Below are 20,612 nucleotides of genomic sequence, written 5' to 3'. Positions count from 1 at the left end.
CCAGCCTGCCTGGCACAGGTTTCATGTTCGTGGGAGCATGGCTGCATTCAAGCTCAGGATCGAGGAAGGCAGCGTGAGAATTCGTGGACAGATCGGTGACTGGCCGGTGGACTTGACCATCGAGCTGGCGCCTGAAGAGTGGGCGCAGCTGGGACGGCGCCTGGAAGCGCCTGCCGTGGTCGAGGCCGTTCAGGCCAGCGCAGGTCTAGCGCCGCGCCAGGATGACGGGCAGTGGCTGGCCGCGCGCGAGGTACTGCGCCAGGCCGGGCAGATGGGCGGGCCGGAGTTGCTGGAGCGCCTGGAAGGGCTGGCTGGCAGTGTCGCGGCAGGCAAGCGATTGCTGGTGCGCTTGCGCCACAGCAGTGAGGTCAAGGTGGAAAGTGGCGCGGATGCGCCGGTGTATCACTGGGTGGGGTGACCGCCGTGTTGCTGCCATTGGCCAGCAAGGCTGGCTCCTACACAGTGCATGGCCCCATCATGCGGGCGGCGTGATACCTGTAGGAGCCAGCCTTGCTGGCGAACAGCGGTTTATCTAGAACATCGCTGCCGAGAGCTTGCGACGGTACACGCCGACCAGCGGATGCTCGTTGCCCAGCAGTTCGAACACCTGCAGCAAGGCTTTCTGCGGCAAGCCATTCTCATAGCCGCGATTGCGCTGGAACAGCTTCAGCAGCCCATCCAGCGCCGCTTCGTACTGCTGGCGCGCCAGCTGCTGGATGCATAGCTGGTAGCTGGCCTGGTCGTCCTGCGGGTTCTGCGCCAGGCGGCTCTTCAGCTCGGCGGCCTCCGGCAGCGTGGCGGCCTGGCGCAGGAAGGTCAGCTGGGCCTTGGCGCCGGCCAGGGCGGCCTTGTGCTCGTCGGTCTTGACCGCGTCCAGCACCACCTGGGCCTCGCCCAGTTCACCACGTTCGGCCAGGCAGCGGGCATAGAGGATCAGCGCCTCGGCATTGCTGTTGTCTTCACCCAGCAGCACCTGCAGCAGCGCCTCGGCCTCGCTGAAACGGCTTTCGGCGAACAGTGCCTTGGCCTGCTCCAGCGGCGCGGCGACAGGGGCCGCGGGCATCTGTACATGGGGTTCGAGCATGGCGCGAATGGCCGACTCGGGTTGCGCGCCGGCAAAACCGTCGACCGGCTGGCCATCCTTGAACAGCACCACGGTCGGCAAGCTGCGGATGCCGAACTGGGCGACGACCTGTTGCTCGACATCGCAGTTGACCTTGGCCAGCAGCAATTCGCCCTGGTAGCCCTCGGTAATCTTCGCCAGCAGCGGCATCAGCGCCTTGCACGGCGCGCACCACTCGGCCCAGAAGTCGACCAGCACCGGCTTGTGGAAGGAGTTCTCGATGACCAGTTGCTGGAAGGTGGCGTCGGTGGCATCGAAGATAAACGGTAGGCTTGTGTTATCAGGAGCTTGGCTCATCGTGACTCTCGCAAATCCGTGAATGCCACCACTATAAAGGCTCGCGGCTGGCGTGGTACAGGCTGACCCGGCGGAATTCGTGCGGCTCGGCCAGGTCCGGCAAGGTCAGCGCCTCGAGCACCCCGAGCGGGCGGTACAGCGGATGGTTGAAGTCGCGGACCCGCGAGTCGGCGACCAGCGCCTGGCGCGCGCGGCTGAGGAACTGGTCCAGCAGCGGCAGGTTGGCGCGGTCGTACAGGACGTCGGCGACCAGGACCAGGTCGAAGCGGTCGGCCTCGGCGAAAAAATCGCTGCTGTAGCTCAGCTCGACGCCGTTGAGCGCCGCATTGGCCCGGCAGGCGTCCAGGGCCAGCGGGTCGAGGTCGCAGGCCACCACCTCCAGCGCACCCGCCTGGGCGGCGGCGATCCCGGCGATGCCGGAGCCGGCGCCGAAATCCAGCACCCGCTTGCCGCGCACCCAGGCCGGCCGTTCGGCCAGGTAGCGGGCCATGGCCAGGCCGCTGGCCCAGCAGAAGCTCCAGTAGGGCGGCTCTTCAAGGATGCGCCGGGTTTCCTCGCTGCTGAAGGCGCGGTCCATGTTCTGGTCGTCGATCAGCCAGAGCTTCAGCGCGCAGCCGGGCAGGTCGCTGACCACCAGCCGCGCTTCGCCGATCAGGCCGCTGAGGGCCTGCTGCAGGGCGTGTGGCGCCATTTATGGGGCCTTTTCGAAGCGCAGTGGGCCGGTGGCCTGGGTCTGTGCCTGGGCAATACGTACCGGTTGCAGGTGCAGGATCAACTGGCCGGAGCGGCTGGCGCGGCCGCGCAGCTCGACACGGGCACCGGCCGGGAAGGCCTCGGGGTTGAAGCGTAACTGGTAGGGCAGGGCCTGGCCGGTGCCGGTCAGGTTGCTGCTGGCCAGCAGGCGCTGCGGGCGGCCGCGCTCATCGATGACCAGCAGGGCCAGTTCCACGTCGGCGCCGGCGGGAATATCGATCAGGGTGCCGCTGAGCTCGCGCTGGTAGGCCGGCAGTGGCCCCAGCGGCTGGGTTTTCTTCGCCACCTTGGCCGGTGCCGGCGGCGGGGCCTGTTCGGGCTTGGGCCGGTCGCTGCCGCAGGCGGCGAGCAGGGCGGCGCAGCACAGCACGACGAGCGCTCGATAGTGCATGGGATGATCCTTCACGGGCAGATTTGCATGGATGGTAACCCCTTTGGCTTGTCTTGCCAGTGCAATGCGCTACCATGGCCCTCCCTTTTTTTGTTGCCTGCCACCATGCACTGTCCCTTTTGCGGTGCCAACGACACCAAGGTCATCGACTCGCGCCTGGTCGCCGAGGGCGAACAGGTGCGTCGCCGCCGTGAGTGCGTCGCCTGCGGCGAGCGCTTCACCACATTCGAAACCGCCGAACTGGTCCTGCCCCGCCTGATCAAGCAGGACGGCACCCGCCAGCCCTTCGACGAAGACAAGCTGCGTGCCGGCATGCAGCGCGCCCTGGAAAAGCGCCCGGTCAGCGTCGAGCGCCTGGAAGCGGCGTTGGCGCATATCAAGAGCCGCCTGCGCGCCACCGGCGAGCGCGAGGTCAAGTCGCTGGTGGTCGGCGAGATGGTGATGGCCGAGCTGCGCAAGCTCGACGAAGTCGCCTATATTCGTTTCGCCTCGGTCTACCGGCGCTTCCAGGACCTCGACGAATTCCGCGAAGAAATCGACCGCCTGGCCCGCGAGCCAGCCAAAGAGTAAGCATGTCCAGCCAAGCCATTCTCGACGCCCACTACATGGCCCGGGCCGTGGAACTGGCCCGCAAGGGCCTCTACAGCACCCACCCCAACCCGCGCGTAGGCTGTGTGATCGTGCGCGACGGCGAGGTGGTTGGCGAGGGCTGGCATGTACGCGCCGGCGAACCGCACGCCGAGGTGCATGCGTTGCGCCAGGCCGGCGAGCGTGCCCGTGGCGCCTGCGCCTACGTGACCCTCGAGCCGTGCAGCCACCATGGCCGCACGCCGCCGTGCGCCGAGGCGCTGGTCAAGGCCGGCGTGGCCCGGGTGGTGGCGGCCATGCAAGACCCTAACCCGCAAGTGGCCGGCAATGGCCTGCGGCGCCTGCGCGAGGCCGGCATCGCCGTGGCCAGCGGCGTGCTCGAGGCCGAGGCCCGCGCGCTCAACCCCGGTTTTCTCAAGCGCATGGAGCATGGCTTGCCGTTCGTGCGGGCCAAGCTGGCCATGAGCCTGGATGGGCGCACCGCCATGGCCAGCGGCGAGAGCCAGTGGATCACCGGCCCGGCGGCGCGGGCCGCGGTGCAGCGCTTGCGCGCCCGTTCCAGCGTGGTGCTGACCAGCGCCGAGAGCGTGCTGTGCGACAACGCGCGGATGACCGTGCGCGGCGCGGAACTGGGCCTGGATGATGAGCTCACCGCCCTGGCCGTGGCGCGCCCGCCACTGCGCGTGCTGGTCGACGGGCGTCTGCGCCTGCCGCTGGACGCGGCGTTTTTCCAGGCCGGCCCGGCGTTGGTGGTCAGCGCCGCGGGCGCTGATCCGCGCTATGCCGCCGCCGGTCACGAGCTGCTCAACCTGCCGGGGGACGACGGCCGCGTCGACCTGCCGGCCTTGCTGCGCGCCCTGGCCGCCCGCGGCGTCAACGAAATCCTGCTGGAGGCCGGCGCCGGCCTGGTGGGCGCGTTCGCCCGCCTGGGCCTGGTCGACGAGTACCAGCTGTTCGTCGCCGGCACCTTCCTCGGCTCCGCCGCACGCCCGCTGCTGGACTGGCCGCTGGCGAAGATGAGCGAGGCGCCGCGGCTGAAAATCACCGAAATGCGCGCGGTCGGCGATGACTGGCGGGTCACTGCCGTCCCCCTGCCGGCCAGCGGCGTATAATGCCTGGCTTGCGCCGTACAGACCGTGGCGCAGCCCGTATTTGAGGAGAACACCATGTTCACCGGCATCATCGAATCCATCGGCACCATCCGCAGCCTCACCCCCAAGGGCGGTGACGTGCGCGTCTACGTCGAAACCGGCAAGCTCGACCTGGGCGACGTCAAGCTCGGCGACAGCATCGCCGTCAACGGCGTGTGCCTGACCGCCGTCGAGCTGCCTGGCAATGGCTTCTGGGCCGATGTCAGCGTCGAGACCCTCAAGCGCACCGCCATGGTCGACCTCAAGAGCGGCAGCCGGGTCAACCTGGAAAAGGCCCTGACCCCGACCACCCGCCTGGGCGGCCACCTGGTCAGCGGCCATGTCGACGGCGTCGGCGAGATCGTCTCGCGTGCCGATAACGCCCGCGCCATCCAGTTCCGGGTGCGTGCCCCGAAAGAGCTGGCCAAGTACATCGCCCACAAGGGTTCGATCACCGTCGACGGCACCAGCCTGACGGTCAACGAGGTCGACGGCGCCGAGTTCGAGCTGACCATCGTCCCGCACACCCTGTCCGAAACCATCATGGCCGACTACCGCCCAGGGCGTCGGGTTAACCTTGAGGTCGACCTGCTGGCCCGTTACCTGGAGCGCCTGCTGCTGGGCGACAAGGCCGCCGAACCGAGCAAGGGCAGTGGCATCACCGAAAGCTTCCTGGCCGCCAACGGCTTCTTGAAATCCTGATTGAGAAGGGGGTGCCGCGTGGCGCTCAACAGCATCGAAGAACTGGTCGAAGACATCCGCCAGGGCAAAATGGTCATCCTCATGGACGACGAAGACCGTGAGAATGAAGGCGACATCATCATGGCCGCCGAGTGTTGCCAGGCCGAGCACATCAACTTCATGGCCAAGCATGGCCGTGGCCTGATCTGCATGCCGATGACCCGCGAGCGCTGCGAAACCCTCAAGCTGCCGCTGATGGCCCCGCGCAACGGCTCGGGCTTCGGCACCAAGTTCACCGTGTCGATCGAAGCTGCCGAAGGCGTCACCACCGGCATCTCCGCCGCGGACCGCGCACGCACCGTGCAGGCCGCCGCGGCCAAGGACGCCAAGGCCGACGATATCGTCAGCCCTGGCCATATCTTCCCGCTGATGGCCCAGCCCGGCGGCACCCTGGCCCGCGCCGGCCACACCGAGGCGGCCTGCGACCTGGCGCGCATGGCCGGCTTCGAGCCGAGCGGGGTGATCTGCGAGGTGATGAACGACGACGGCACCATGTCGCGCCGTGCCGAGCTGGAAGTGTTCGCCGCCGAGCACAACCTGAAGATCGGCACCATCGCCGACCTGATCCACTACCGCATGATCCACGAGCGCACCGTGCAGCGCGTCTCCGAGCAACCGCTGGACAGCGAGCTGGGCCAGTTCAACCTGGTCACCTACCGCGACGCGGTGGAAGGCGACGTGCACATGGCCTTGACCCTGGGCAAGATCTGCGCCGAGGAGCCGACCCTGGTGCGTGTGCACAACATGGATCCGCTGCGCGACCTGCTGATGGTCAAGCAGCCGGGCCGCTGGAGCCTGCGCGCGGCGATGAGCGCCGTGGCCGAGGCCGGCAGTGGCGTGGTGCTGCTGCTGGGCCACCCGCTGGACGGCGACGTGCTGCTGGCGCACATCCGCGAAAGCGCGGGCGATGCACCGACCAAGGCACCGACCACCTACAGCACCGTCGGCGCCGGTTCGCAGATCCTGCGCGACCTCGGTGTGCGCAAGATGCGCCTGATGAGTTCGCCAATGAAGTTCAATGCGATATCCGGATTCGATCTGGAAGTTGTAGAATACGTGCCCTCCGAGTGACTTGAGGCGGCCTGATCGCCCTCCCGCTCGAGTCCAAACCCTCCCGAGGCCGCCGCTGCGCGGCCTCGCTCTTGAAGATGAGAACACCGGAATGACCCTGAAGACCATCGAAGGTACCTTCATCGCCCCCAAAGGTCGCTATGCTTTGGTGGTTGGCCGCTTCAACAGCTTCGTCGTCGAAAGCCTGGTAAGCGGCGCCGTTGATACCCTGGTACGCCACGGTGTCAGCGAAAGCGACATCACCATCATCCGTGCCCCGGGCGCCTTCGAAATCCCGCTGGTGGCCCAGAAGGTCGCCCAGCAAGGCGAGTACAACGCGATCATCGCCCTGGGCGCCGTGATCCGTGGCGGTACCCCGCACTTCGAATACGTCGCGGGCGAATGCACCAAGGGCCTGGCCCAGGTGTCCATGGAGTTCGGTGTACCGGTGGCCTTCGGCGTGCTGACCGTCGATTCCATCGAGCAAGCCATCGAGCGTTCCGGCACCAAGGCTGGCAACAAAGGCGGTGAAGCTGCCCTGTCCGCCCTGGAAATGGTCAGCCTGCTGGCGCAGTTGGAGGCCAAGTGATTAGCGACGAAAGCGATCGTTTCAACCCGCGCGATCCAAAACCTGCGGATGCCGGCAAGCCGTCGAAGAGCGCCAAGCGTCGCGAAGCCCGCAAGCTCGCCACGCAGGCGCTGTATCAGTGGCACATGGCCAAGCACTCGCTGAACGAAGTGGAAGCGCAGTTCCGGGTCGATAACGATTTCTCCGACGTGGACGGTGCCTACTTCCGCGAGATCCTGCACGGGGTCCCGGCGAAGAAGGTCGAGATCGACGAAGCGCTCAAGCCCTGCCTGGACACCCCGCTGGAAGAACTCGACCCGGTCGAGCTGTCCGTGCTGCGCCTGTCGGCCTGGGAGTTCATGATGCGCGCCGACGTGCCGTACCGCGTCGTCATCAACGAAGGTGTGGAACTGGCGAAGGTCTTCGGCGCCACCGACGGGCACAAGTTCGTCAACGGCGTGCTGGACAAGCTGGCGCCACGCCTGCGTGAAGCGGAAGTCAAGGCGAACAAGCGCTGACTACAGCGCTGACCAGCCATGGGTGAGTTCGAGCTGATCCGTCATTACTTTGCCGCCGCGCCTTGTGCGCAGGGCGGCGAGGGTGTGGCCCTGGGCATCGGTGACGACTGCGCCCTGCTGGACCTGCCTGCCGGCGAGCAGCTGGCGATCTCCACCGACACGCTCGTGACCGGTGTGCATTTTCCCGCAGTCTGCGACCCGTTGCTGCTCGGCCAGCGCTCGCTGGCCGTGGCGGTCAGCGACCTGGCGGCCATGGGGGCCACGGCCATCGGCTTCACCCTTGCCCTCACCTTGCCCCAGGTCGGCGCGCAATGGCTTGCCGGCTTTGCCGATGGCCTCGGCCGCATGGCCGCGCGCTGCGGTATCAGCCTGATCGGTGGCGACACCACCCGCGGCCCGTTGAGCATCACCGTGACCGTATTCGGCCGGGTGCCGACCGGCCAGGCGCTGCGCCGCAGCGGCGCGCAGCCGGGCGACCTGCTGTGTGTCGGTGGTTTCCTGGGCAATGCGGCAGGGGCCTTGCCGTTGGTGCTGGGCGAACGCGAGGCGGCTGCAGATGTGGCCGGGCCATTGCTCGAGCATTACTGGTCGCCCTTGCCGCAACTGCAACTGGGCGAGCGCCTGCGCGGCCTGGCCACGGCGGCGCTGGATATCTCCGATGGCCTGCTGGCCGACTGCGGGCATATCGCCAAGGCGTCCGGTGTTGCGCTGCAGGTGAACCTGGCGCAGGTCCCCGTGTCTGCTCCTTTACAGGCTTTCCTCGGTCGTGAAGCGGCCTTGCATGCAGCGCTCAGCGGTGGCGACGACTACGTGCTGGCGTTCACCGTGCCGGAAAGCGCACTGACCGCCCTGGCCCGCGAGGTGCACGTCATCGGTCGTGTATTGGACGGCCAGGGCGTGACCTTGCGTGACCCGCAAGGCCAGGACATCACCCCCGTGCAACGGGGTTATCAACATTTTAGGGAGACACCGTGACCGACCACCCCAACCAGGTGCCTGCGGAGTTCGTTCCGCCTTCGGTCTGGCGCAACCCGTGGCACTTCATCGCCTTCGGCTTCGGCTCCGGCACCCTGCCCAAGGCCCCGGGCACCTGGGGCTCGCTGGTGGCGCTGCCGTTCATCCCGCTGTGGCAGATGCTGCCCGACTGGGGCTACTGGCTGCTGCTGGGCATCAGCATGCTGTTTGGCGTCTGGCTGTGCGGCAAGGTGGCGAACGACCTGCGCGTGCACGATCATGAGGGCATCGTCTGGGACGAGATCGTCGGCATGTGGATCACCCTGTGGCTGGTGCCGGAGGGGTGGCAATGGCTGTTGGCGGGGTTCCTGATGTTCCGCTTCTTCGACATCCTCAAGCCCTGGCCGATCCGCTGGGTCGACCGCCATGTGCATGGTGGTTTCGGCATCATGCTCGACGATATCCTGGCCGGCGTGTTCGCCTGGCTGGGCATGCAGGTGCTGGTGTGGGCGCTGGCCTGACACAGGGAGCGTTGCCATGGGCCTGAGGGCTGTACTACTGGCAGGGGTGCTGTTGCTTGCAGGCCCGGGCGTGATGGCCCAGGAGGCGCCGAGGCAGGTGCGCCTGGTCAGCGAGGCCTGGATCGACTACACCAATGCCGACGGCACCGGGTTGGCCTGGGATGTGTTGCGCAAGGTGTTCGAGCCGGCCGGGGTCAAGGTCGTGGCGCAGACCGCGCCCTACAGCCGCGCCGTCGGGCTGGTGAAGCGTGGCGAGGCGGATGCCTGGGTCGGTTCGTACCAGCAGGAGAACGCCGACAACCTGTATCCGCAGTGGCACTTCGACCAGGACCATATCTACGCCCTGGGCCTGGCCGCCAAGCCGCTGCCCACGCTCGAGACCCTCGGCCAGTACCGCCTGGCCTGGGTGCGCGGCTACGACTACGCCAACTACCTGCCCAATATCCATAACTACCGCGAGATCCAGCGCCGCGAGGGAATCCTGGCGATGCTCGAGCATGACCGGGTCGATTTCTATATCGACGCGCTCGCCGAGGTCGACTATGTGCTGGGCCAGGCGCCCGACCCCAAGCGCTTGCGCCGGACCCACGTCGCCGAGCTGCCGTTGTACCTGGCGTTCACCCGCAGCGAGCAGGGCCAGGCCCTGCGCGACCTGTTCGACCGGCGCATGACGCAACTGGTGCGTAGCGGTGAGCTGAAGCCGATCTTCGAGCGCTGGAAGCAGCCGTATCCGTTCATGGTGGATAGCCAGCCGCATTGAGGCTTGTCGCTGGCCTTGTAGGAGCGGCCTTGTGTCGCGATGGGCCGCGCAGCGGCCCCAGCCATGGCTGACTTCTCTCTGAGTTTCGGGGCCGCTTTGCGGCCCATCGCGACACAAGGCCGCTCCCACAGAGTTTGGTCGCAGCGCCATAAGCATCGAACTTTTCGATCTTGAACCCGCGAATTCACCCTGCGCACCCGCGCCGGGCTGCTGATACAATCGGCCGATCTGAATATTCCTACTTCCAGGAGCACAACGTGCCCGTCGTCTTTGTTGCCGCCTCCAAACTCCCTACCCCCTTTGCGACCTTCACCATGCATGGCTTCCTCGACGAAGCCACTGGCCGCGAGCACGTGGTGCTCAGCCTGGGTGATATCGCCGACGGCGAACCGGTGCTGGGGCGCCTGCATTCCGAGTGCCTGACCGGTGACGCCTTGTTCAGCCAGCGCTGCGACTGTGGCTCGCAACTGGAGGCCGCGCTGCAGGCCATCGCCCGCGAAGGCCGCGGCGTGCTGCTGTACCTGCGCCAGGAAGGCCGCGGCATCGGCTTGTTGAACAAGATCCGCGCCTATGAGCTGCAGGACGGCGGTGCCGATACCGTCGAGGCCAACGAGCGCCTGGGCTTCGCCGCCGACCAGCGCGACTACGCCATGTGCCTGCCGATGCTCGAACACCTGGGGGTCACCGCGCTGCGGCTGATGACCAACAACCCGCGCAAGGTCAAGGCGCTGACCGACATGCACATCCAGGTCGCCGAACGCGTGCCGCTGCACACCGGGCATAACCCGCACAACCGCCTGTACCTGGCCACCAAGGCCGACAAGCTCGGCCACATGATGGGCAACAAGCACCAGGGCGAGGTCCCCCAGGCGTGACCCGCGGCGAGGTGAAACGCCGGCTGGCCCTGGCCTGGTGGCAATACCTGGCGGTGGGCCTGGTGCCGCTGCCGGTGATGGCCTGGGCCTTCGGCGCCAGTGCCGCGTTGATCCCGGTGCTGGCCATGCCGCTGTTCATCGCCGGCGCCGCCAGCATGTTCCTCAGCTTGCCGCGCTTCAGCGCCTACAAGCGGGCGCTGATCGCCACCGACAAGGCTTTGGGTAGCGCCGAGGAGCCTGCGGCCTGGATCGAGCTGGCGCGGGTACGGCGCCTGGCCATGCTGTTCGCCTGTTTCCCGGCCTGGGTCGCCGCGCTGTCGGTGCTGGTCGGGCTCGAGGCAGTGCCACAGATACTCCTGGCACTGTCCACCCTGGTGCTGCTGTACCTCTATCGCCTGCCGCGCCAGCTCGGCTGATGCGGGCGTTTCTCGGCGCCATCCTGCTGGGCTTCGCGGCGCTGGCCGAGGCGGGCCCACGGGTGATCAGCCTGGCGCCATCGATGACCGAGATCGTCCTCGAACTGGACGCCGGCGACCTGCTGGTGGGCCTGCTCGACGGGGGGGAGCGCCCCGCGGCGTTGTCGGCGCTGCCGTCGGTCGGGCGCCATGGCCAGCTCGACATGGAGCGCCTGCTCAGCCTCAAGCCCGAGCTGTTGCTGCTATGGCCCGGCAGCGTGGCGCCGGCCCAGCGCGAGCAGTTGCGGCGCCTGGGCATCGCGACCTTCAGTGGCGAGCCGGCTGACCTCGACCAGTTGCTCGCGCAGATCGACGCCATCGCCCAGCGCCTGGGGCGCGCCGAACAGGGGCGGGTGTACACGGCTGCCTTGCGCAAGCGCCTGCAAGGGCTGCGCGAGCGCTACCGGCGGGAGGTGCCGCTGCGGGTGTTCTATCAGGTCTGGGACCAGCCGCTGTATACCCTTGGCGGGCGCCAGGTGGTCAGCGATGCCCTGCGCGTCTGCGGCGCGCGCAACGTATTCGATGACCTGGCCCAGCCGGCGCCGCAGGTGAGTGTCGAGTCGGTGTTGCTGCGCGATCCCGAGGTGATCCTGGCCGGTGACGCGGCGCAGTTGGCCAGTTGGCGGCGCTGGCGACAGCTCGGTGCCGTGGCGAACGGGGGATTGCTGGTGGTGCCGGACAAGGGCCTGGAGCGGCCCAGCGGGCAGATGATCGAGGCCACCGCCCGCCTGTGTGAATTGCTCGCGGCTAAAGCGCCGGTGTCCAGGTGAGGCTCAGCAGCCAGGTGCGACCTTCCTCGCGGTAGCCGTGGTTGCTGCCCTGGTAGCTGTAGAGGGTGCGGCTGTAGCGCTGGTCCAGCAGGTTGTCGAGCTTCAGGTCGAGCTTCAGCTCGCCGCTGGCTGCCCAGCTGCCGCGCATGCTCAGTAGCCCGTAACCACTGATGGGGGCATTGTTGGTTTCGTCGTTGTAGCTGCCGCTAACGGCCTGCCAGCTGGCACCGACATTGAACCGCTCGAATTGACGGTCGATATCCAGGCTCAGGGTACGGCGTGCACGCCGGGCAAGGGTGTGACCGGTTTTTTTGTCGCGCGGGTCGATCAACGCCAACCCCAGCTCAGAGGTCCAGGCGCCCCATTGCTGGGCCAGCGCCACCTCGAAGCCATTGATACGGGCCTGGGCGACATTGCCCATGTTGTTGGCCTCTGTGTCGTAGCTGATGGCATCTCGCAAGTCGGTGCGATAGAACGAGGTTTCCAGGCGGCTGCTGTCGGTCAGCTGGCTGCGCCATTGCACTTCATAGGACTTGGAGTGCTCCGGCTTGAGGTCGGGGTTGCTGAAGCCGGGGTAGTAGAGGTCGTTGAATGTCGGGGCACGAAAGCCCTCGCTGTAGGACAGCAGCAAGTCATTGCCGGGGTCTAGCGGCAGGGTCAGGCTGCCGCTCCAGGTGGTCTGGCCGCCGAACTGCTGGTTCTTGTCGTGGCGCACGCCAAGCTCGGTCGAGAAGTGCTCGCCTTGGAAGCGATGCTGGGCGAACACCGCGCGATTCCAGCGGCTGTCCTCGTTGAAGTCGGTGCTTGCGTGCACCCGATCCTCATACCACTCGCCCCCCAGCGCCAGGTTGTTCGCGTCATCCAGGGCCAGGTCGTTCTGCCAGCTGGCCTGGTCGCGGTAGGTGTTGAATGGCGAGCTTTGCCGCGTGAGCTTGTCACGGCTATCGTCGCGGTTCTCGCTGTGGGCCACCTCCAATCGCGAATGCCACTGCTCGGCGAGTTGGGCGTCGAGGTAAGTGCCCAGGCTGCTGACAGCGTAGTTCGAGTAGGGCTGCTGGGGGCTGCCACCACGAGGCTCGTCGAACGCACGACGGCCACGGCTGTCGAGCAGGTTCAACCCGGCCTCGAAGCGTTCATTGAAGGCATGGCTCAGGCTCAGGTTCAGCGCGCGGTTGCGGTAGGCGTCATGGTCGCCGTCGCTGGGGTAAGAGGCCCGGGTCGAGTCGATGCCAGCGGTCTCGTCCAGGCTCGCGCCAAGGTTGAAACGGGTCGCGCCATTGCCAGCGGACAGCCCCAGGCTGCGTTGCCAGGCCTGGTGGCTACCGGCGGCCAGGCGCAGGCGCGGTTGCAGGCCCTGGCCAGTGCCGCGGCGGGTGAAGATCTGGATCACCCCGCCGATGGCATCGCTGCCGTACACCGCCGAGCGCGAACCACGCAGTACTTCCACCCGTTCGATCTGGTCGACGTCGAGGAACTGCAGGCCGCTGTCGCCGGAGGTGGCATTGGCGATACGCACGCCGTCCACCAGCACCAGGGTCTGGGCGGCCTTGGTGCCACGGATGAAGATGCCAGGCAGGCTGCCGCGGCCGCCGCTCGGGGCCACTTGCACGCCGGGGACGCGGGCCAGCAGGTCGGTGACGCCGCTTGGTTGCAGGCGGTCGATGTCGGCGCGGGTGAACACCGTGTTGGCGGCGCTGGTGGCGCTGCGCGACTCGACCTGGCGGCTGGCGCTGATCAGCACGTCGGGGAGCTTGAGGGCGTCGTCGCGGGAGGGTTCGGCGGCCAGGGCGGCGGCGGGGAGGCAGAGCAGGGTGGTGAGGGTTGGAATCTTCATAGGGCGGTCGATTGTGTTCGCCGGCAAAGCCGGCTCCTACAGATACCGCACATATCCCTGCAGGAGCCGGCTTTGCCGGCGATGGGCCGCATGGCGGCCGCAGATTTACAGACCGAGCTTGGCCATGCGGGCCTTGACCGAGGCTTCGATCCCGGCCGCATCCAGCCCGCACTCGGCGAGCATCTGCGCAGGCTTGGCATGCTCGACGTAGATGTCCGGCAGCCCCAGGTGCAGCAGTGGCTTGAGCACTGCCTCGCGCGCCAGGAACTCGCCCACGGCGGCGCCGGCGCCGCCCATGATGGCGTTCTCCTCGATGGTCACCAGCAGCTCATGGCCGGCGGCGACTTCGAGGATCAGGGCCTCGTCGAGTGGTTTGACGAAACGCATGTCGACCACCGTGGCGTCGAGCTTCTCGGCCACTTGCAGGGCTTCGGCCAACTGCACGCCGAACACCAGCAGGGCGACCTTGCTGCCTTGGCGGCGGACCACGCCCTTGCCGATTTCCAGGGGCTCCAGGTCGCCGCTGATCGGCGCGTTGGGGCCGGTGCCGCGCGGGTAGCGCACTGCCGCCGGGCCCTTGTAGTGGTGGCCGGTGCTGAGCATCTTGCGCAGCTCGTTCTCGTCGCTTGGGGTCATCACCAGCATGCCGGGGATGCAGCGCAGGTACGACAGGTCGTAGGCCCCGGCGTGGGTCGGGCCGTCCTCGCCAACCAGGCCGGCGCGGTCGATGGCGAACAGCACGTCGAGGTCCTGCACCGCGACGTCGTGGATCAGTTGGTCATAGGCGCGCTGCAGGAAGGTGGAGTAGATCGCCACCACCGGCTTGGCGCCTTCGCAGGCCATGCCTGCGGCCAGGGTCACCGCGTGCTGCTCGGCGATGGCCACGTCGAAGTAGCGCTCGGGGTAGCGTTCGCTGAAGTCGATCAGGTCCGAGCCTTCCTTCATCGCCGGGGTGATGCCCACCAGGCGGTTGTCGGCGGCGGCCATGTCGCACAGCCATTGGCCGAACACCGAGGCGTACTTTGGCCCGCTGGGCTTTTTCGGCGCGACGGGCTTGTCGGCCGGTTCCAGCTTGGTGATGGCGTGGTAGCCGATCGGGTCGATCTCGGCCGGGGCGAAGCCCTTGCCCTTCTTGGTCACCACGTGCAGGAACTGCGGGCCCTTGAGGTCGCGCATGTTGCGCAGGGTGGCGATCAGGGTCGGCAGGTCGTGGCCGTCGATCGGGCCGATGTAGTTCCAGCCCAGCTCCTCGAACAGGGTGCCGGGCACCAGCATGCCCTTGGCGTACTCCTCGGTGCGGCGGGCGATTTCCCAGGCACCGGGCAGGCGCGACAGGACCTTCTTGCTGCCCTCGCGCATGCTGGCGTAGGTGCGGCTGGAGAGGATCTTGGCCAGGTAGTTGGACAGGCCGCCGACGTTGCGCGAAATCGACATGTCGTTGTCGTTGAGGATCACCAGCATGTCGGCGTCCACTTCCTGCGCGTGGTTCAGCGCTTCGAAGGCCATGCCGGCGGTCAGTGCGCCGTCGCCGATCACCGCGATGGATTTACGCGCCTCGTTTTGCAGGCGGGCGGCGATGGCCATGCCCAGGGCGGCGCTGATCGAGGTGCTGGAATGGCCGACGCCGAAGGTGTCGTACTCGCTCTCGCTGCGGCGCGGGAAGGCGGCGATGCCGTCCTTCTGGCGCAGGCTGAGCATGCGCTCACGGCGCCCGGTGAGGATCTTGTGCGGGTAGGCCTGGTGGCCGACGTCCCACACCAGCCGATCATCCGGGGTATCGAAGACGTAGTGCAGGGCGATCGTCAGCTCGATGACGCCCAGGCCAGCACCAAAATGCCCACCGGTCTGACCAACGGTATAGAGCAGCTCCTGGCGCAGCTCGTCGGCCAGGGTCTCCAGGTCGGCTTCGGCCAGCCGGCGCAGGCCGGCGGGCGTGTCGGCGCGGTCCAGCAACGGCGTGACCGGGCGTTCGCGGGGGATCTCTTGAAACGTCGTGGGCATCAGGCGTGTCGTTATAGTGTGAAGACGCGGCAGTTTACCCCATTGTGGGAAAAGCTGCCCATTTGGACGGGTGTGCAGAAAGCTCAATGCGACACGGATCCTGTAGGAGCGGCCTTGTGTCGCGAAAGGGCCGCACAGCGGCCCCAGCAATCATTGCGTCAACGCTGAAATCCTGGGGCCGCTACGCAGCCCTATCGCGACACAAGGCCGCGCCTACAGGGGATGTGCCAGGTCTTAGTGGCGGCGCTCGACGATGTAGCGGGCCAGCGCCCGCAGTGGCTCGGCGTTGTCGTCGAAACCTTGCAGCGCGCCCAGGGCCTGGTCGCGCAGCTCCAGGGCGTAGGCCTTGGCCGCTTCCAGCCCAAGCAGCGCCGGGTAGGTCGGCTTGTCGCGGGCGATGTCGGCGCCCTGGCGCTTGCCCAGGGTGGCGGTGTCGCTCTCGACGTCGAGAATGTCGTCCTGCACCTGGAAGGCCAGGCCAATGGCCTGTGCATAAGCCTGCAGGGCCTCGAGCTGGGCCTGGCTGGCGCGGGCGCTGGCCAGGGCGCCGAGACGCACGCTGGCTTCGATCAGCGCGCCGGTCTTGTGCCGGTGCATGTACGCCAGGGACTGCTGGTCGAGCTTGACCCCCACCGAGCCCAGGTCGATGGCCTGGCCGCCGACCATGCCGGCGGGGCCGGCGGCCTTGGCCAGGGCCTGGACCATCTGCAGGCGGATGGCATCGGCCTGCGGGCTCAGCTGCGGGTCGAGCAGGGCGCTGAAGGCCAGGCTCTGCAAGCCGTCGCCGGCCAGGATCGCGCAGGCTTCGTCGAAGGCCTTGTGGGTGGTCGGCAGGCCGCGGCGCAGGTCGTCGTCGTCCATGGCCGGCAGGTCGTCATGCACCAGCGAGTAGGCGTGGATCAGCTCTACCGCGCAGGCTGCGCCGTTGGCCTGCGCGGCCGCGACGCCAAAGGCTTCGCAGGCGGCGTAGGCCAGCAGCGGGCGCACGCGCTTGCCGCCGTTCATCACGCTGTAGCGCATGGCGGCGTAGAGTCGTTCGAGTTCCTTGGACGGGGCCTGGAACAGCGGTTCGAGGGCCGCGTCGACGCGAGCCTGGGCACTGGCCTGGTACGCGGCGATCATGCCTCTGGCTCCGCGTCGAAAGGCTGCGCGGCCAGTTCGCCGTCGCGCTCCAGCAGGATCTGCACCTTCTGCTCGGCCTGGGCCAGGGCGCCCTGGCAGTCACGGGTCAGGGCGATGCCTTGCTCGAAGGCGGCCAGCGACTCTTCCAGCGACAACTCGCCGTTCTCCAGGCGCTCGACCAGGGCTTGCAGGTCGGCGAGGGACTGTTCGAAATCGATGGAGGCTTTTTTGCGGGCCATGGCGACTGTCTCGGTGGTGTTCAGAACGGCGCGACACTAGCAGAGCGGGGCAGGGGGAGCAAATTAGCGGGTGGCGTCATTCGTCTTATTTTGTTGCACTTGTTCGGCTGCAGCCGTCTTGCATTCTGCGCAGGGCTCGGATTGTGGGGGGTAGAGCCCTCTGCCATAATCCGCGCGCTCTGGCCCGCGGGCCAGCCCTCCCCAACGTCATGTAATGGACTACGTTGTGAGCTTCCTCTCGATCGAATTCGGCCTGTGCTTCACGCTTTTCTTCGTTGTGTACTGGAGCCTGTGCTGGAGCGTGCGGCTGCAGAATGTCCTGCTGCTGGCGGCCAGCTATGGCCTGGTGGCCAGTTTCAGCCTGCAATCGCTGTACATCCTGCTCGGCTACAGCGTGCTGGTGTACCTGCTGGGCCTGCTGGCGGGGCGTTATCCGGGGCGCTGGTTCAGCCGTGTGCTGCTGCTGGCGCTGGTGCTGGGCTGCTTCTACCTGTTCAAGTACCAGGAATTCTTCGTCGGCGGGGTGCAGGGCGCCCTGGCGACGGCGGGGCTCGAGGTGTCGTTGCCGCTGCTGGAAGTGCTGGTGCCGATCGGCCTGTCGTTCTACACCTTCCATTCGGTCAGCTACCTGGTGTCGATCAACCGCCGCGAACTGGCGCCGGCGGCGCCGCTGGACCTGGCCCTGTACCTGGCGTTCTTCCCCAGCCTGGTGGCCGGCCCGGTCAACCGCGCCCTGCCCATGCTGGCGCAGATCCGCCCACCGGCCATGCGCCAGGTGCTGGAGCCGCAGCGGGCGCTGGGGTTGATCGCCATGGCGGTGGTCAAGCTGTTCTTCCTCAGCGCCTGGCTGGGCAGCGAGTGGGTCGACCCGGTGTTCGACACCCCGGGCAGCGCCACGCCCGAGCAGGTGTTGCTGAGCGTGTACGGCTACAGCTTCCTCATCTATTTCAACTTCAGCGGCTACACCAACCTGGTGACCGGCATCGCCTTGCTGCTGGGCTTTCGCCTGCCGGACAACTTCGATGCGCCCTACGCCGCGCACAACCTCAAGGAATTCTGGGGGCGCTGGCATATCAGCCTGTCGCGCTTCATCCGCGACTATGTCTATATCCCGCTGGGCGGCAACCGCAAGGGCGTGTGGCGCGGCAACCTGAACATGCTGCTGGCCATGCTGGTGTCGGGGCTGTGGCATGGCGCGAGTGTCAACTTCATCATCTGGGGTGCGCTGCATGGCGTCGGCCTGGCCCTCTCCAAGCTGTTCAGCCAATGGCTGCCGGGTTTTGCCCGGATGCCGGGGGCCGGCTTGCTGGCGCGCCTGATGACCTTCCACTACGTGGCCTTCGCCTGGATTTTCTTCCGCAGCCCGACCCTGGACGGCGCTGTCGAGATGCTTGGCGACATCGCCGAGCTGAGCCTGGCCGGGCTGAACAGCGCCACCGGCCTGATGCTGCTGGCCTGTGTGCTGTTCGTGGCCAGTTATCCACAGTGGCTGGCGCTGCTGCGCGGCGGTGGCGCGGCGTTCCAGCGCTTGCCCTGGCAGTTGTATCCAATCCCGCTCGGGGTTGGCGTGTCGTTGGTGATTTTCGCTTCGCAGTCGGGCGTGCCGGGGTTCATCTATGCAAGCTTCTGATAGCAAACAGCTGTTCCAGGTGCAGGTGGGCGCGGCCCGCGCGTTGTATGCGATCGTGGTGACCACGGCGTTGTTGTTCTGGCTGAACCAGGACTCGATCAAGCTGTACTGCCAGCAGAAATACCACCAGGGCTGCGAGATCCCGTTGCTCGGCCAGGCGCCGGCCTGGCGCTTCGGCGCACAGTTGACCCTGGCCTTGGAGCAGCAGCGCGACAGCCTGCTCGAGCGCCTGCAGCCGGCCGCGCAACTGGCCCAGGCGCCCGTGATACTGCCTGAGCCGATGCCGGTGCTGGCGGTCAACCTTGAGACTCCGGCGGTGCTGGCCAAACCGCTGGCGGCCACACCCCAACCGGTGCATCAGGCGCCCGCCCCGCAGCCGCTACCTGCACCGGTGGCGGTGGCGCAACCGGCGCCGGCACTGCTGCAGCCAGGTACCGTCGCGGCCCTGGCCGCGGGCGACGAAGTGTTCCTGGTGGGCGATTCGCTGATGCAGGGCGTCGCCCCGCACCTGGCCAACAGCCTGCGCAAGCGCTACCAGATCCGCACCGTCAACCTCAGCAAGCAGAGCACCGGGCTCGCCTACCCGGGCTTCTTCAACTGGCCGAAGACCGTGGCCGAGACCCTCGAGCACGGGCCGAACATCCGCCTGATGGTGGTGTTCCTCGGCCCCAACGATCCCTGGGACATGCCCCAGGGCAAGGGCAAGCCGTTCCTGCGCTTCAAGTCGCCGGAATGGGAAGCGGCCTACCGCGCCCGCATCGACGCGATCCTCGAACAGGCCCGCACGCACGATGTGCAGGTGCTCTGGGTCGGCCCGCCGAACATGGAGAAGGCGCGGCTTTCCAGCGCCATGGGCTATCTCAGTGGCCTGTACCAGGCGCAGACCGCGCTGTATGGCCAGCACTACGTGTCGGCCAACCCGATCCTCGGCTATACCGACGACGGCTTCTCGTATACCACCCAGACGCCGCAAGGCAAGCGGGTCAAGGTACGGGTCGATGACGGCATCCATTTCACCATCACCGGCCAGAAGCTGATCGCCGAACAGGTATTGTCGCTGATCAGCTTCCCTGGCCTGACCGTTACAGGACATTAAGATGCGCCAATGGCATCACCTGCTGGGCCTGGCCCTGCTGATCAGCGCCGTGCCCGCTTGCAGCACCGGCGCCAACAGTGTGGTCACCCAGCCCGCGGCACGGCCCGCCGCCGCGCCGGCCAGGGGCCAGGACGGCAACATTGCGTTGCTGGCCGGCAAGTTGCGCAACGCCAGCCGCGCGCCTGTCGCCATCGTTCAGCTGGGCGATTCGCACACTGCCGCCGACCTGTTCAGTGGCGAGCTGCGTCGCCTGCTGCAAGCGCGCTATGGCGATGGCGGCATTGGCCTGGTGCCAGCCTCGCCAGTGCCGGGGATTCGCAACGACCGGGTGATCGTCAAGAGCGAGCCGCGCCAGTGGCAGCTGGTGTCGGCGCGCAACCAGCAGAGCCAGCAGTTTCCCCTAGGCGGTTACCTGTCGTTGCCCCAGGCCAACCGTGCCAGCGTGCTGCTGCAGGCGCGCGACGAGGATCGCCAGCGCTACAAGATCTCGGCGCTTTACCAGGCCAGCGGCAATGCCACCTTGCTGGCCAATGGCGGCCAGCGCCGCATGCTGCCGGCAAGCAATGGCCAATGGCGCTTCAGCCCGGCGTTCAGCAACCTCGGCTTGCCGGTGCAATTGAGCGTGGAAGGGGGACACGGGGTCGCCCTTGGCGGCTGGTACCTGCAGGGCCAGAAGCATGCCGGCGTGACCTACTCGACGCTGGGCATCAATGGCGCGCGGCTGGAGGTGGTGGACAAGTGGCAGGCCGGTTGGCGCGACAGCCTCAAGGCGGTGCGCCCGGACCTGGTGATCCTTGCCTATGGCACCAACGAGGCGTTCGACGACAAGCTCGACCTGGCGCTGTACCAGGCGCAGCTGGATGCCACCCTCAGCGGGCTGCGCAAGGATCTGCCGCGGGCGGCGATCCTGCTGGTCGGGCCACCGGATTCGATCAAGCAGCGCAAGGCGCGCACCTGCGCGGCCCGTCAGCCGCAACCGTTGGCGGCGGTGATCCGGGCGCAGAAGCAGATGGCGCACAAGCACAAGGCGCTGTTCTGGGATTGGCAGGCCTTCATGGGCGGGCCGTGCGCGATTGCCGGCTGGCAGGCCAACGGGCTGGCGCGCCCGGACCTGGTGCACCTGACGGCCGATGGCTATCGCAAGAGCGCGGCGGGGTTGTATGCGTTCTTGAAGGGGCCGCTGGGCTTGCGTTGAG

At 67.3% G+C, this 20,612-nt stretch carries 23 protein-coding genes; 16 read left to right on the top strand and 7 right to left on the bottom strand.

The window, feature by feature from the left end; all coding sequences use genetic code 11:
* The first annotated feature begins 73 nt into the window (after positions 1-73).
* Positions 74-418, top strand: a complete 345-nt coding sequence (locus NJG22_RS01790) for a hypothetical protein (RefSeq protein ID WP_217850612.1) — start codon at positions 74-76, stop codon at positions 416-418.
* Positions 419-532: 114 nt separating this feature from the next.
* On the opposite strand, the gene trxA is transcribed toward NJG22_RS01790, so the two are convergent.
* Genes trxA through NJG22_RS01775 form a run of 3 tightly spaced genes read right to left on the bottom strand, consistent with a single transcriptional unit; the run spans position 533 to position 2,564 of the window.
* A complete protein-coding gene (gene trxA / locus NJG22_RS01785; protein ID WP_253092040.1) occupies positions 533-1,420 on the bottom strand; it encodes a thioredoxin in 888 nt (295 codons plus the stop codon).
* Between the two features lie 31 nt (positions 1,421-1,451).
* Positions 1,452-2,111, bottom strand: coding sequence for a 50S ribosomal protein L11 methyltransferase (locus tag NJG22_RS01780; RefSeq protein ID WP_253092039.1), 660 nt, complete (start codon positions 2,109-2,111; stop codon positions 1,452-1,454).
* Positions 2,112-2,564, bottom strand: coding sequence for a YbaY family lipoprotein (locus NJG22_RS01775; RefSeq protein ID WP_253092037.1), 453 nt, complete (start codon positions 2,562-2,564; stop codon positions 2,112-2,114).
* Between the two features lie 105 nt (positions 2,565-2,669).
* On the opposite strand from NJG22_RS01775, the gene nrdR reads away from it, so the two are divergent.
* The 12 genes from nrdR to NJG22_RS01715 all read left to right on the top strand — a co-directional run bounded on the left by nrdR (position 2,670) and on the right by NJG22_RS01715 (position 11,494).
* Positions 2,670-3,134, top strand: a complete 465-nt coding sequence (gene nrdR, locus NJG22_RS01770; protein ID WP_009685710.1) for a transcriptional regulator NrdR — start codon at positions 2,670-2,672, stop codon at positions 3,132-3,134.
* A gap of 2 nt (positions 3,135-3,136) precedes the next feature.
* The gene (gene ribD / locus NJG22_RS01765) at positions 3,137-4,264 is read left to right on the top strand and encodes a bifunctional diaminohydroxyphosphoribosylaminopyrimidine deaminase/5-amino-6-(5-phosphoribosylamino)uracil reductase RibD (RefSeq protein ID WP_253092036.1); all 1,128 of its coding nucleotides are present in this window, start codon (positions 3,137-3,139) and stop codon (positions 4,262-4,264) included.
* A 54-nt stretch (positions 4,265-4,318) separates the two neighbouring features.
* On the top strand, positions 4,319-4,984 hold the full coding sequence (locus NJG22_RS01760) for a riboflavin synthase (RefSeq protein WP_217850603.1): 666 nt from the start codon (positions 4,319-4,321) through the stop codon (positions 4,982-4,984).
* 18 nt (positions 4,985-5,002) lie between these two features.
* The gene (gene ribBA / locus NJG22_RS01755) at positions 5,003-6,094 is read left to right on the top strand and encodes a bifunctional 3,4-dihydroxy-2-butanone-4-phosphate synthase/GTP cyclohydrolase II (protein ID WP_217850601.1); all 1,092 of its coding nucleotides are present in this window, start codon (positions 5,003-5,005) and stop codon (positions 6,092-6,094) included.
* A gap of 91 nt (positions 6,095-6,185) precedes the next feature.
* Positions 6,186-6,662 (top strand): 6,7-dimethyl-8-ribityllumazine synthase, encoded by a 477-nt coding sequence (gene ribE / locus NJG22_RS01750; protein WP_103448796.1) that lies wholly within the window; start codon positions 6,186-6,188, stop codon positions 6,660-6,662.
* A complete protein-coding gene (nusB, locus tag NJG22_RS01745) occupies positions 6,659-7,159 on the top strand; it encodes a transcription antitermination factor NusB (RefSeq protein WP_186657359.1) in 501 nt (166 codons plus the stop codon). The genes ribE and nusB overlap by 4 nt, the downstream gene beginning before the upstream one ends.
* 18 nt (positions 7,160-7,177) lie before the next feature.
* Entirely contained in the window at positions 7,178-8,134 is a 957-nt protein-coding gene (thiL, locus tag NJG22_RS01740) for a thiamine-phosphate kinase (protein ID WP_253092035.1), read from the top strand.
* Positions 8,131-8,634 (top strand): phosphatidylglycerophosphatase A, encoded by a 504-nt coding sequence (locus NJG22_RS01735; RefSeq protein WP_253092033.1) that lies wholly within the window; start codon positions 8,131-8,133, stop codon positions 8,632-8,634. The genes thiL and NJG22_RS01735 overlap by 4 nt, the downstream gene beginning before the upstream one ends.
* Before the next feature lie 16 nt (positions 8,635-8,650).
* A complete protein-coding gene (locus NJG22_RS01730; protein ID WP_253092031.1) occupies positions 8,651-9,394 on the top strand; it encodes a transporter substrate-binding domain-containing protein in 744 nt (247 codons plus the stop codon).
* Positions 9,395-9,651: 257 nt separating this feature from the next.
* A complete protein-coding gene (ribA, locus tag NJG22_RS01725) occupies positions 9,652-10,269 on the top strand; it encodes a GTP cyclohydrolase II (protein WP_253092029.1) in 618 nt (205 codons plus the stop codon).
* On the top strand, positions 10,266-10,685 hold the full coding sequence (locus tag NJG22_RS01720; RefSeq protein ID WP_217850593.1) for an MFS transporter: 420 nt from the start codon (positions 10,266-10,268) through the stop codon (positions 10,683-10,685). Before ribA ends, NJG22_RS01720 begins: the two co-directional genes overlap by 4 nt.
* Positions 10,685-11,494: a cobalamin-binding protein gene (locus tag NJG22_RS01715; RefSeq protein ID WP_253092027.1), complete on the top strand. Its 810-nt coding sequence runs from the start codon at positions 10,685-10,687 to the stop codon at positions 11,492-11,494. The genes NJG22_RS01720 and NJG22_RS01715 overlap by 1 nt, the downstream gene beginning before the upstream one ends.
* Here the strand turns inward: NJG22_RS01715 and NJG22_RS01710 are convergent.
* From NJG22_RS01710 to NJG22_RS01695, 4 genes are all read right to left on the bottom strand, one after another.
* On the bottom strand, positions 11,472-13,328 hold the full coding sequence (locus NJG22_RS01710; protein ID WP_253092025.1) for a TonB-dependent receptor: 1,857 nt from the start codon (positions 13,326-13,328) through the stop codon (positions 11,472-11,474). The genes NJG22_RS01715 and NJG22_RS01710 overlap by 23 nt on opposite strands.
* A gap of 105 nt (positions 13,329-13,433) precedes the next feature.
* Positions 13,434-15,329: a 1-deoxy-D-xylulose-5-phosphate synthase gene (gene dxs, locus NJG22_RS01705; RefSeq protein ID WP_253092023.1), complete on the bottom strand. Its 1,896-nt coding sequence runs from the start codon at positions 15,327-15,329 to the stop codon at positions 13,434-13,436.
* A gap of 234 nt (positions 15,330-15,563) precedes the next feature.
* Positions 15,564-16,451 (bottom strand): (2E,6E)-farnesyl diphosphate synthase, encoded by an 888-nt coding sequence (gene ispA / locus NJG22_RS01700; RefSeq protein ID WP_253092021.1) that lies wholly within the window; start codon positions 16,449-16,451, stop codon positions 15,564-15,566.
* The gene (locus NJG22_RS01695) at positions 16,448-16,690 is read right to left on the bottom strand and encodes an exodeoxyribonuclease VII small subunit (RefSeq protein WP_011531978.1); all 243 of its coding nucleotides are present in this window, start codon (positions 16,688-16,690) and stop codon (positions 16,448-16,450) included. The genes ispA and NJG22_RS01695 overlap by 4 nt, the downstream gene beginning before the upstream one ends.
* A gap of 214 nt (positions 16,691-16,904) precedes the next feature.
* Here NJG22_RS01695 and NJG22_RS01690 point away from each other — a divergent pair, with 214 nt between their 5' ends.
* Genes NJG22_RS01690 through NJG22_RS01680 form a run of 3 tightly spaced genes read left to right on the top strand, consistent with a single transcriptional unit; the run spans position 16,905 to position 20,611 of the window.
* Positions 16,905-18,320 (top strand): MBOAT family O-acyltransferase, encoded by a 1,416-nt coding sequence (locus tag NJG22_RS01690; protein WP_253092019.1) that lies wholly within the window; start codon positions 16,905-16,907, stop codon positions 18,318-18,320.
* Positions 18,307-19,416: an SGNH family hydrolase gene (locus tag NJG22_RS01685; RefSeq protein WP_253092017.1), complete on the top strand. Its 1,110-nt coding sequence runs from the start codon at positions 18,307-18,309 to the stop codon at positions 19,414-19,416. Before NJG22_RS01690 ends, NJG22_RS01685 begins: the two co-directional genes overlap by 14 nt.
* Before the next feature lies 1 nt (position 19,417).
* Positions 19,418-20,611 (top strand): SGNH/GDSL hydrolase family protein, encoded by a 1,194-nt coding sequence (locus NJG22_RS01680; RefSeq protein WP_253092015.1) that lies wholly within the window; start codon positions 19,418-19,420, stop codon positions 20,609-20,611.
* Position 20,612 lies beyond the last annotated feature (1 nt).

It is taken from the genome of Pseudomonas sp. VA159-2 (genome assembly GCF_024126635.1).
GTDB classification, from domain to species: Bacteria; Pseudomonadota; Gammaproteobacteria; order Pseudomonadales; family Pseudomonadaceae; genus Aquipseudomonas; species Aquipseudomonas muyukensis.
The sequence above is the reverse complement of the archived record's forward strand: the minus strand, read 5'-3'. Positions and strand labels throughout refer to the sequence as shown.

Excerpts from the sequence above, each read along its gene's own strand:
- trxA (WP_253092040.1), bottom strand. The coding sequence starts at position 1,420 with ATGAGCCAAGCTCCTGATAACACAAGCCTACCGTTTATCTTCGATGCC.
- NJG22_RS01780 (WP_253092039.1), bottom strand. The coding sequence starts at position 2,111 with ATGGCGCCACACGCCCTGCAGCAGGCCCTCAGCGGCCTGATCGGCGAA.
- NJG22_RS01775 (WP_253092037.1), bottom strand. The coding sequence starts at position 2,564 with ATGCACTATCGAGCGCTCGTCGTGCTGTGCTGCGCCGCCCTGCTCGCC.
- nrdR (WP_009685710.1), top strand. The coding sequence starts at position 2,670 with ATGCACTGTCCCTTTTGCGGTGCCAACGACACCAAGGTCATCGACTCG.
- ribD (WP_253092036.1), top strand. The coding sequence starts at position 3,137 with ATGTCCAGCCAAGCCATTCTCGACGCCCACTACATGGCCCGGGCCGTG.
- NJG22_RS01760 (WP_217850603.1), top strand. The coding sequence starts at position 4,319 with ATGTTCACCGGCATCATCGAATCCATCGGCACCATCCGCAGCCTCACC.
- ribE (WP_103448796.1), top strand. The coding sequence starts at position 6,186 with ATGACCCTGAAGACCATCGAAGGTACCTTCATCGCCCCCAAAGGTCGC.
- thiL (WP_253092035.1), top strand. The coding sequence starts at position 7,178 with ATGGGTGAGTTCGAGCTGATCCGTCATTACTTTGCCGCCGCGCCTTGT.
- NJG22_RS01730 (WP_253092031.1), top strand. The coding sequence starts at position 8,651 with ATGGGCCTGAGGGCTGTACTACTGGCAGGGGTGCTGTTGCTTGCAGGC.
- NJG22_RS01715 (WP_253092027.1), top strand. The coding sequence starts at position 10,685 with ATGCGGGCGTTTCTCGGCGCCATCCTGCTGGGCTTCGCGGCGCTGGCC.
- NJG22_RS01710 (WP_253092025.1), bottom strand. The coding sequence starts at position 13,328 with ATGAAGATTCCAACCCTCACCACCCTGCTCTGCCTCCCCGCCGCCGCC.
- dxs (WP_253092023.1), bottom strand. The coding sequence starts at position 15,329 with ATGCCCACGACGTTTCAAGAGATCCCCCGCGAACGCCCGGTCACGCCG.
- ispA (WP_253092021.1), bottom strand. The coding sequence starts at position 16,451 with ATGATCGCCGCGTACCAGGCCAGTGCCCAGGCTCGCGTCGACGCGGCC.
- NJG22_RS01695 (WP_011531978.1), bottom strand. The coding sequence starts at position 16,690 with ATGGCCCGCAAAAAAGCCTCCATCGATTTCGAACAGTCCCTCGCCGAC.
- NJG22_RS01690 (WP_253092019.1), top strand. The coding sequence starts at position 16,905 with ATGGACTACGTTGTGAGCTTCCTCTCGATCGAATTCGGCCTGTGCTTC.
- NJG22_RS01685 (WP_253092017.1), top strand. The coding sequence starts at position 18,307 with ATGCAAGCTTCTGATAGCAAACAGCTGTTCCAGGTGCAGGTGGGCGCG.
- NJG22_RS01680 (WP_253092015.1), top strand. The coding sequence starts at position 19,418 with ATGCGCCAATGGCATCACCTGCTGGGCCTGGCCCTGCTGATCAGCGCC.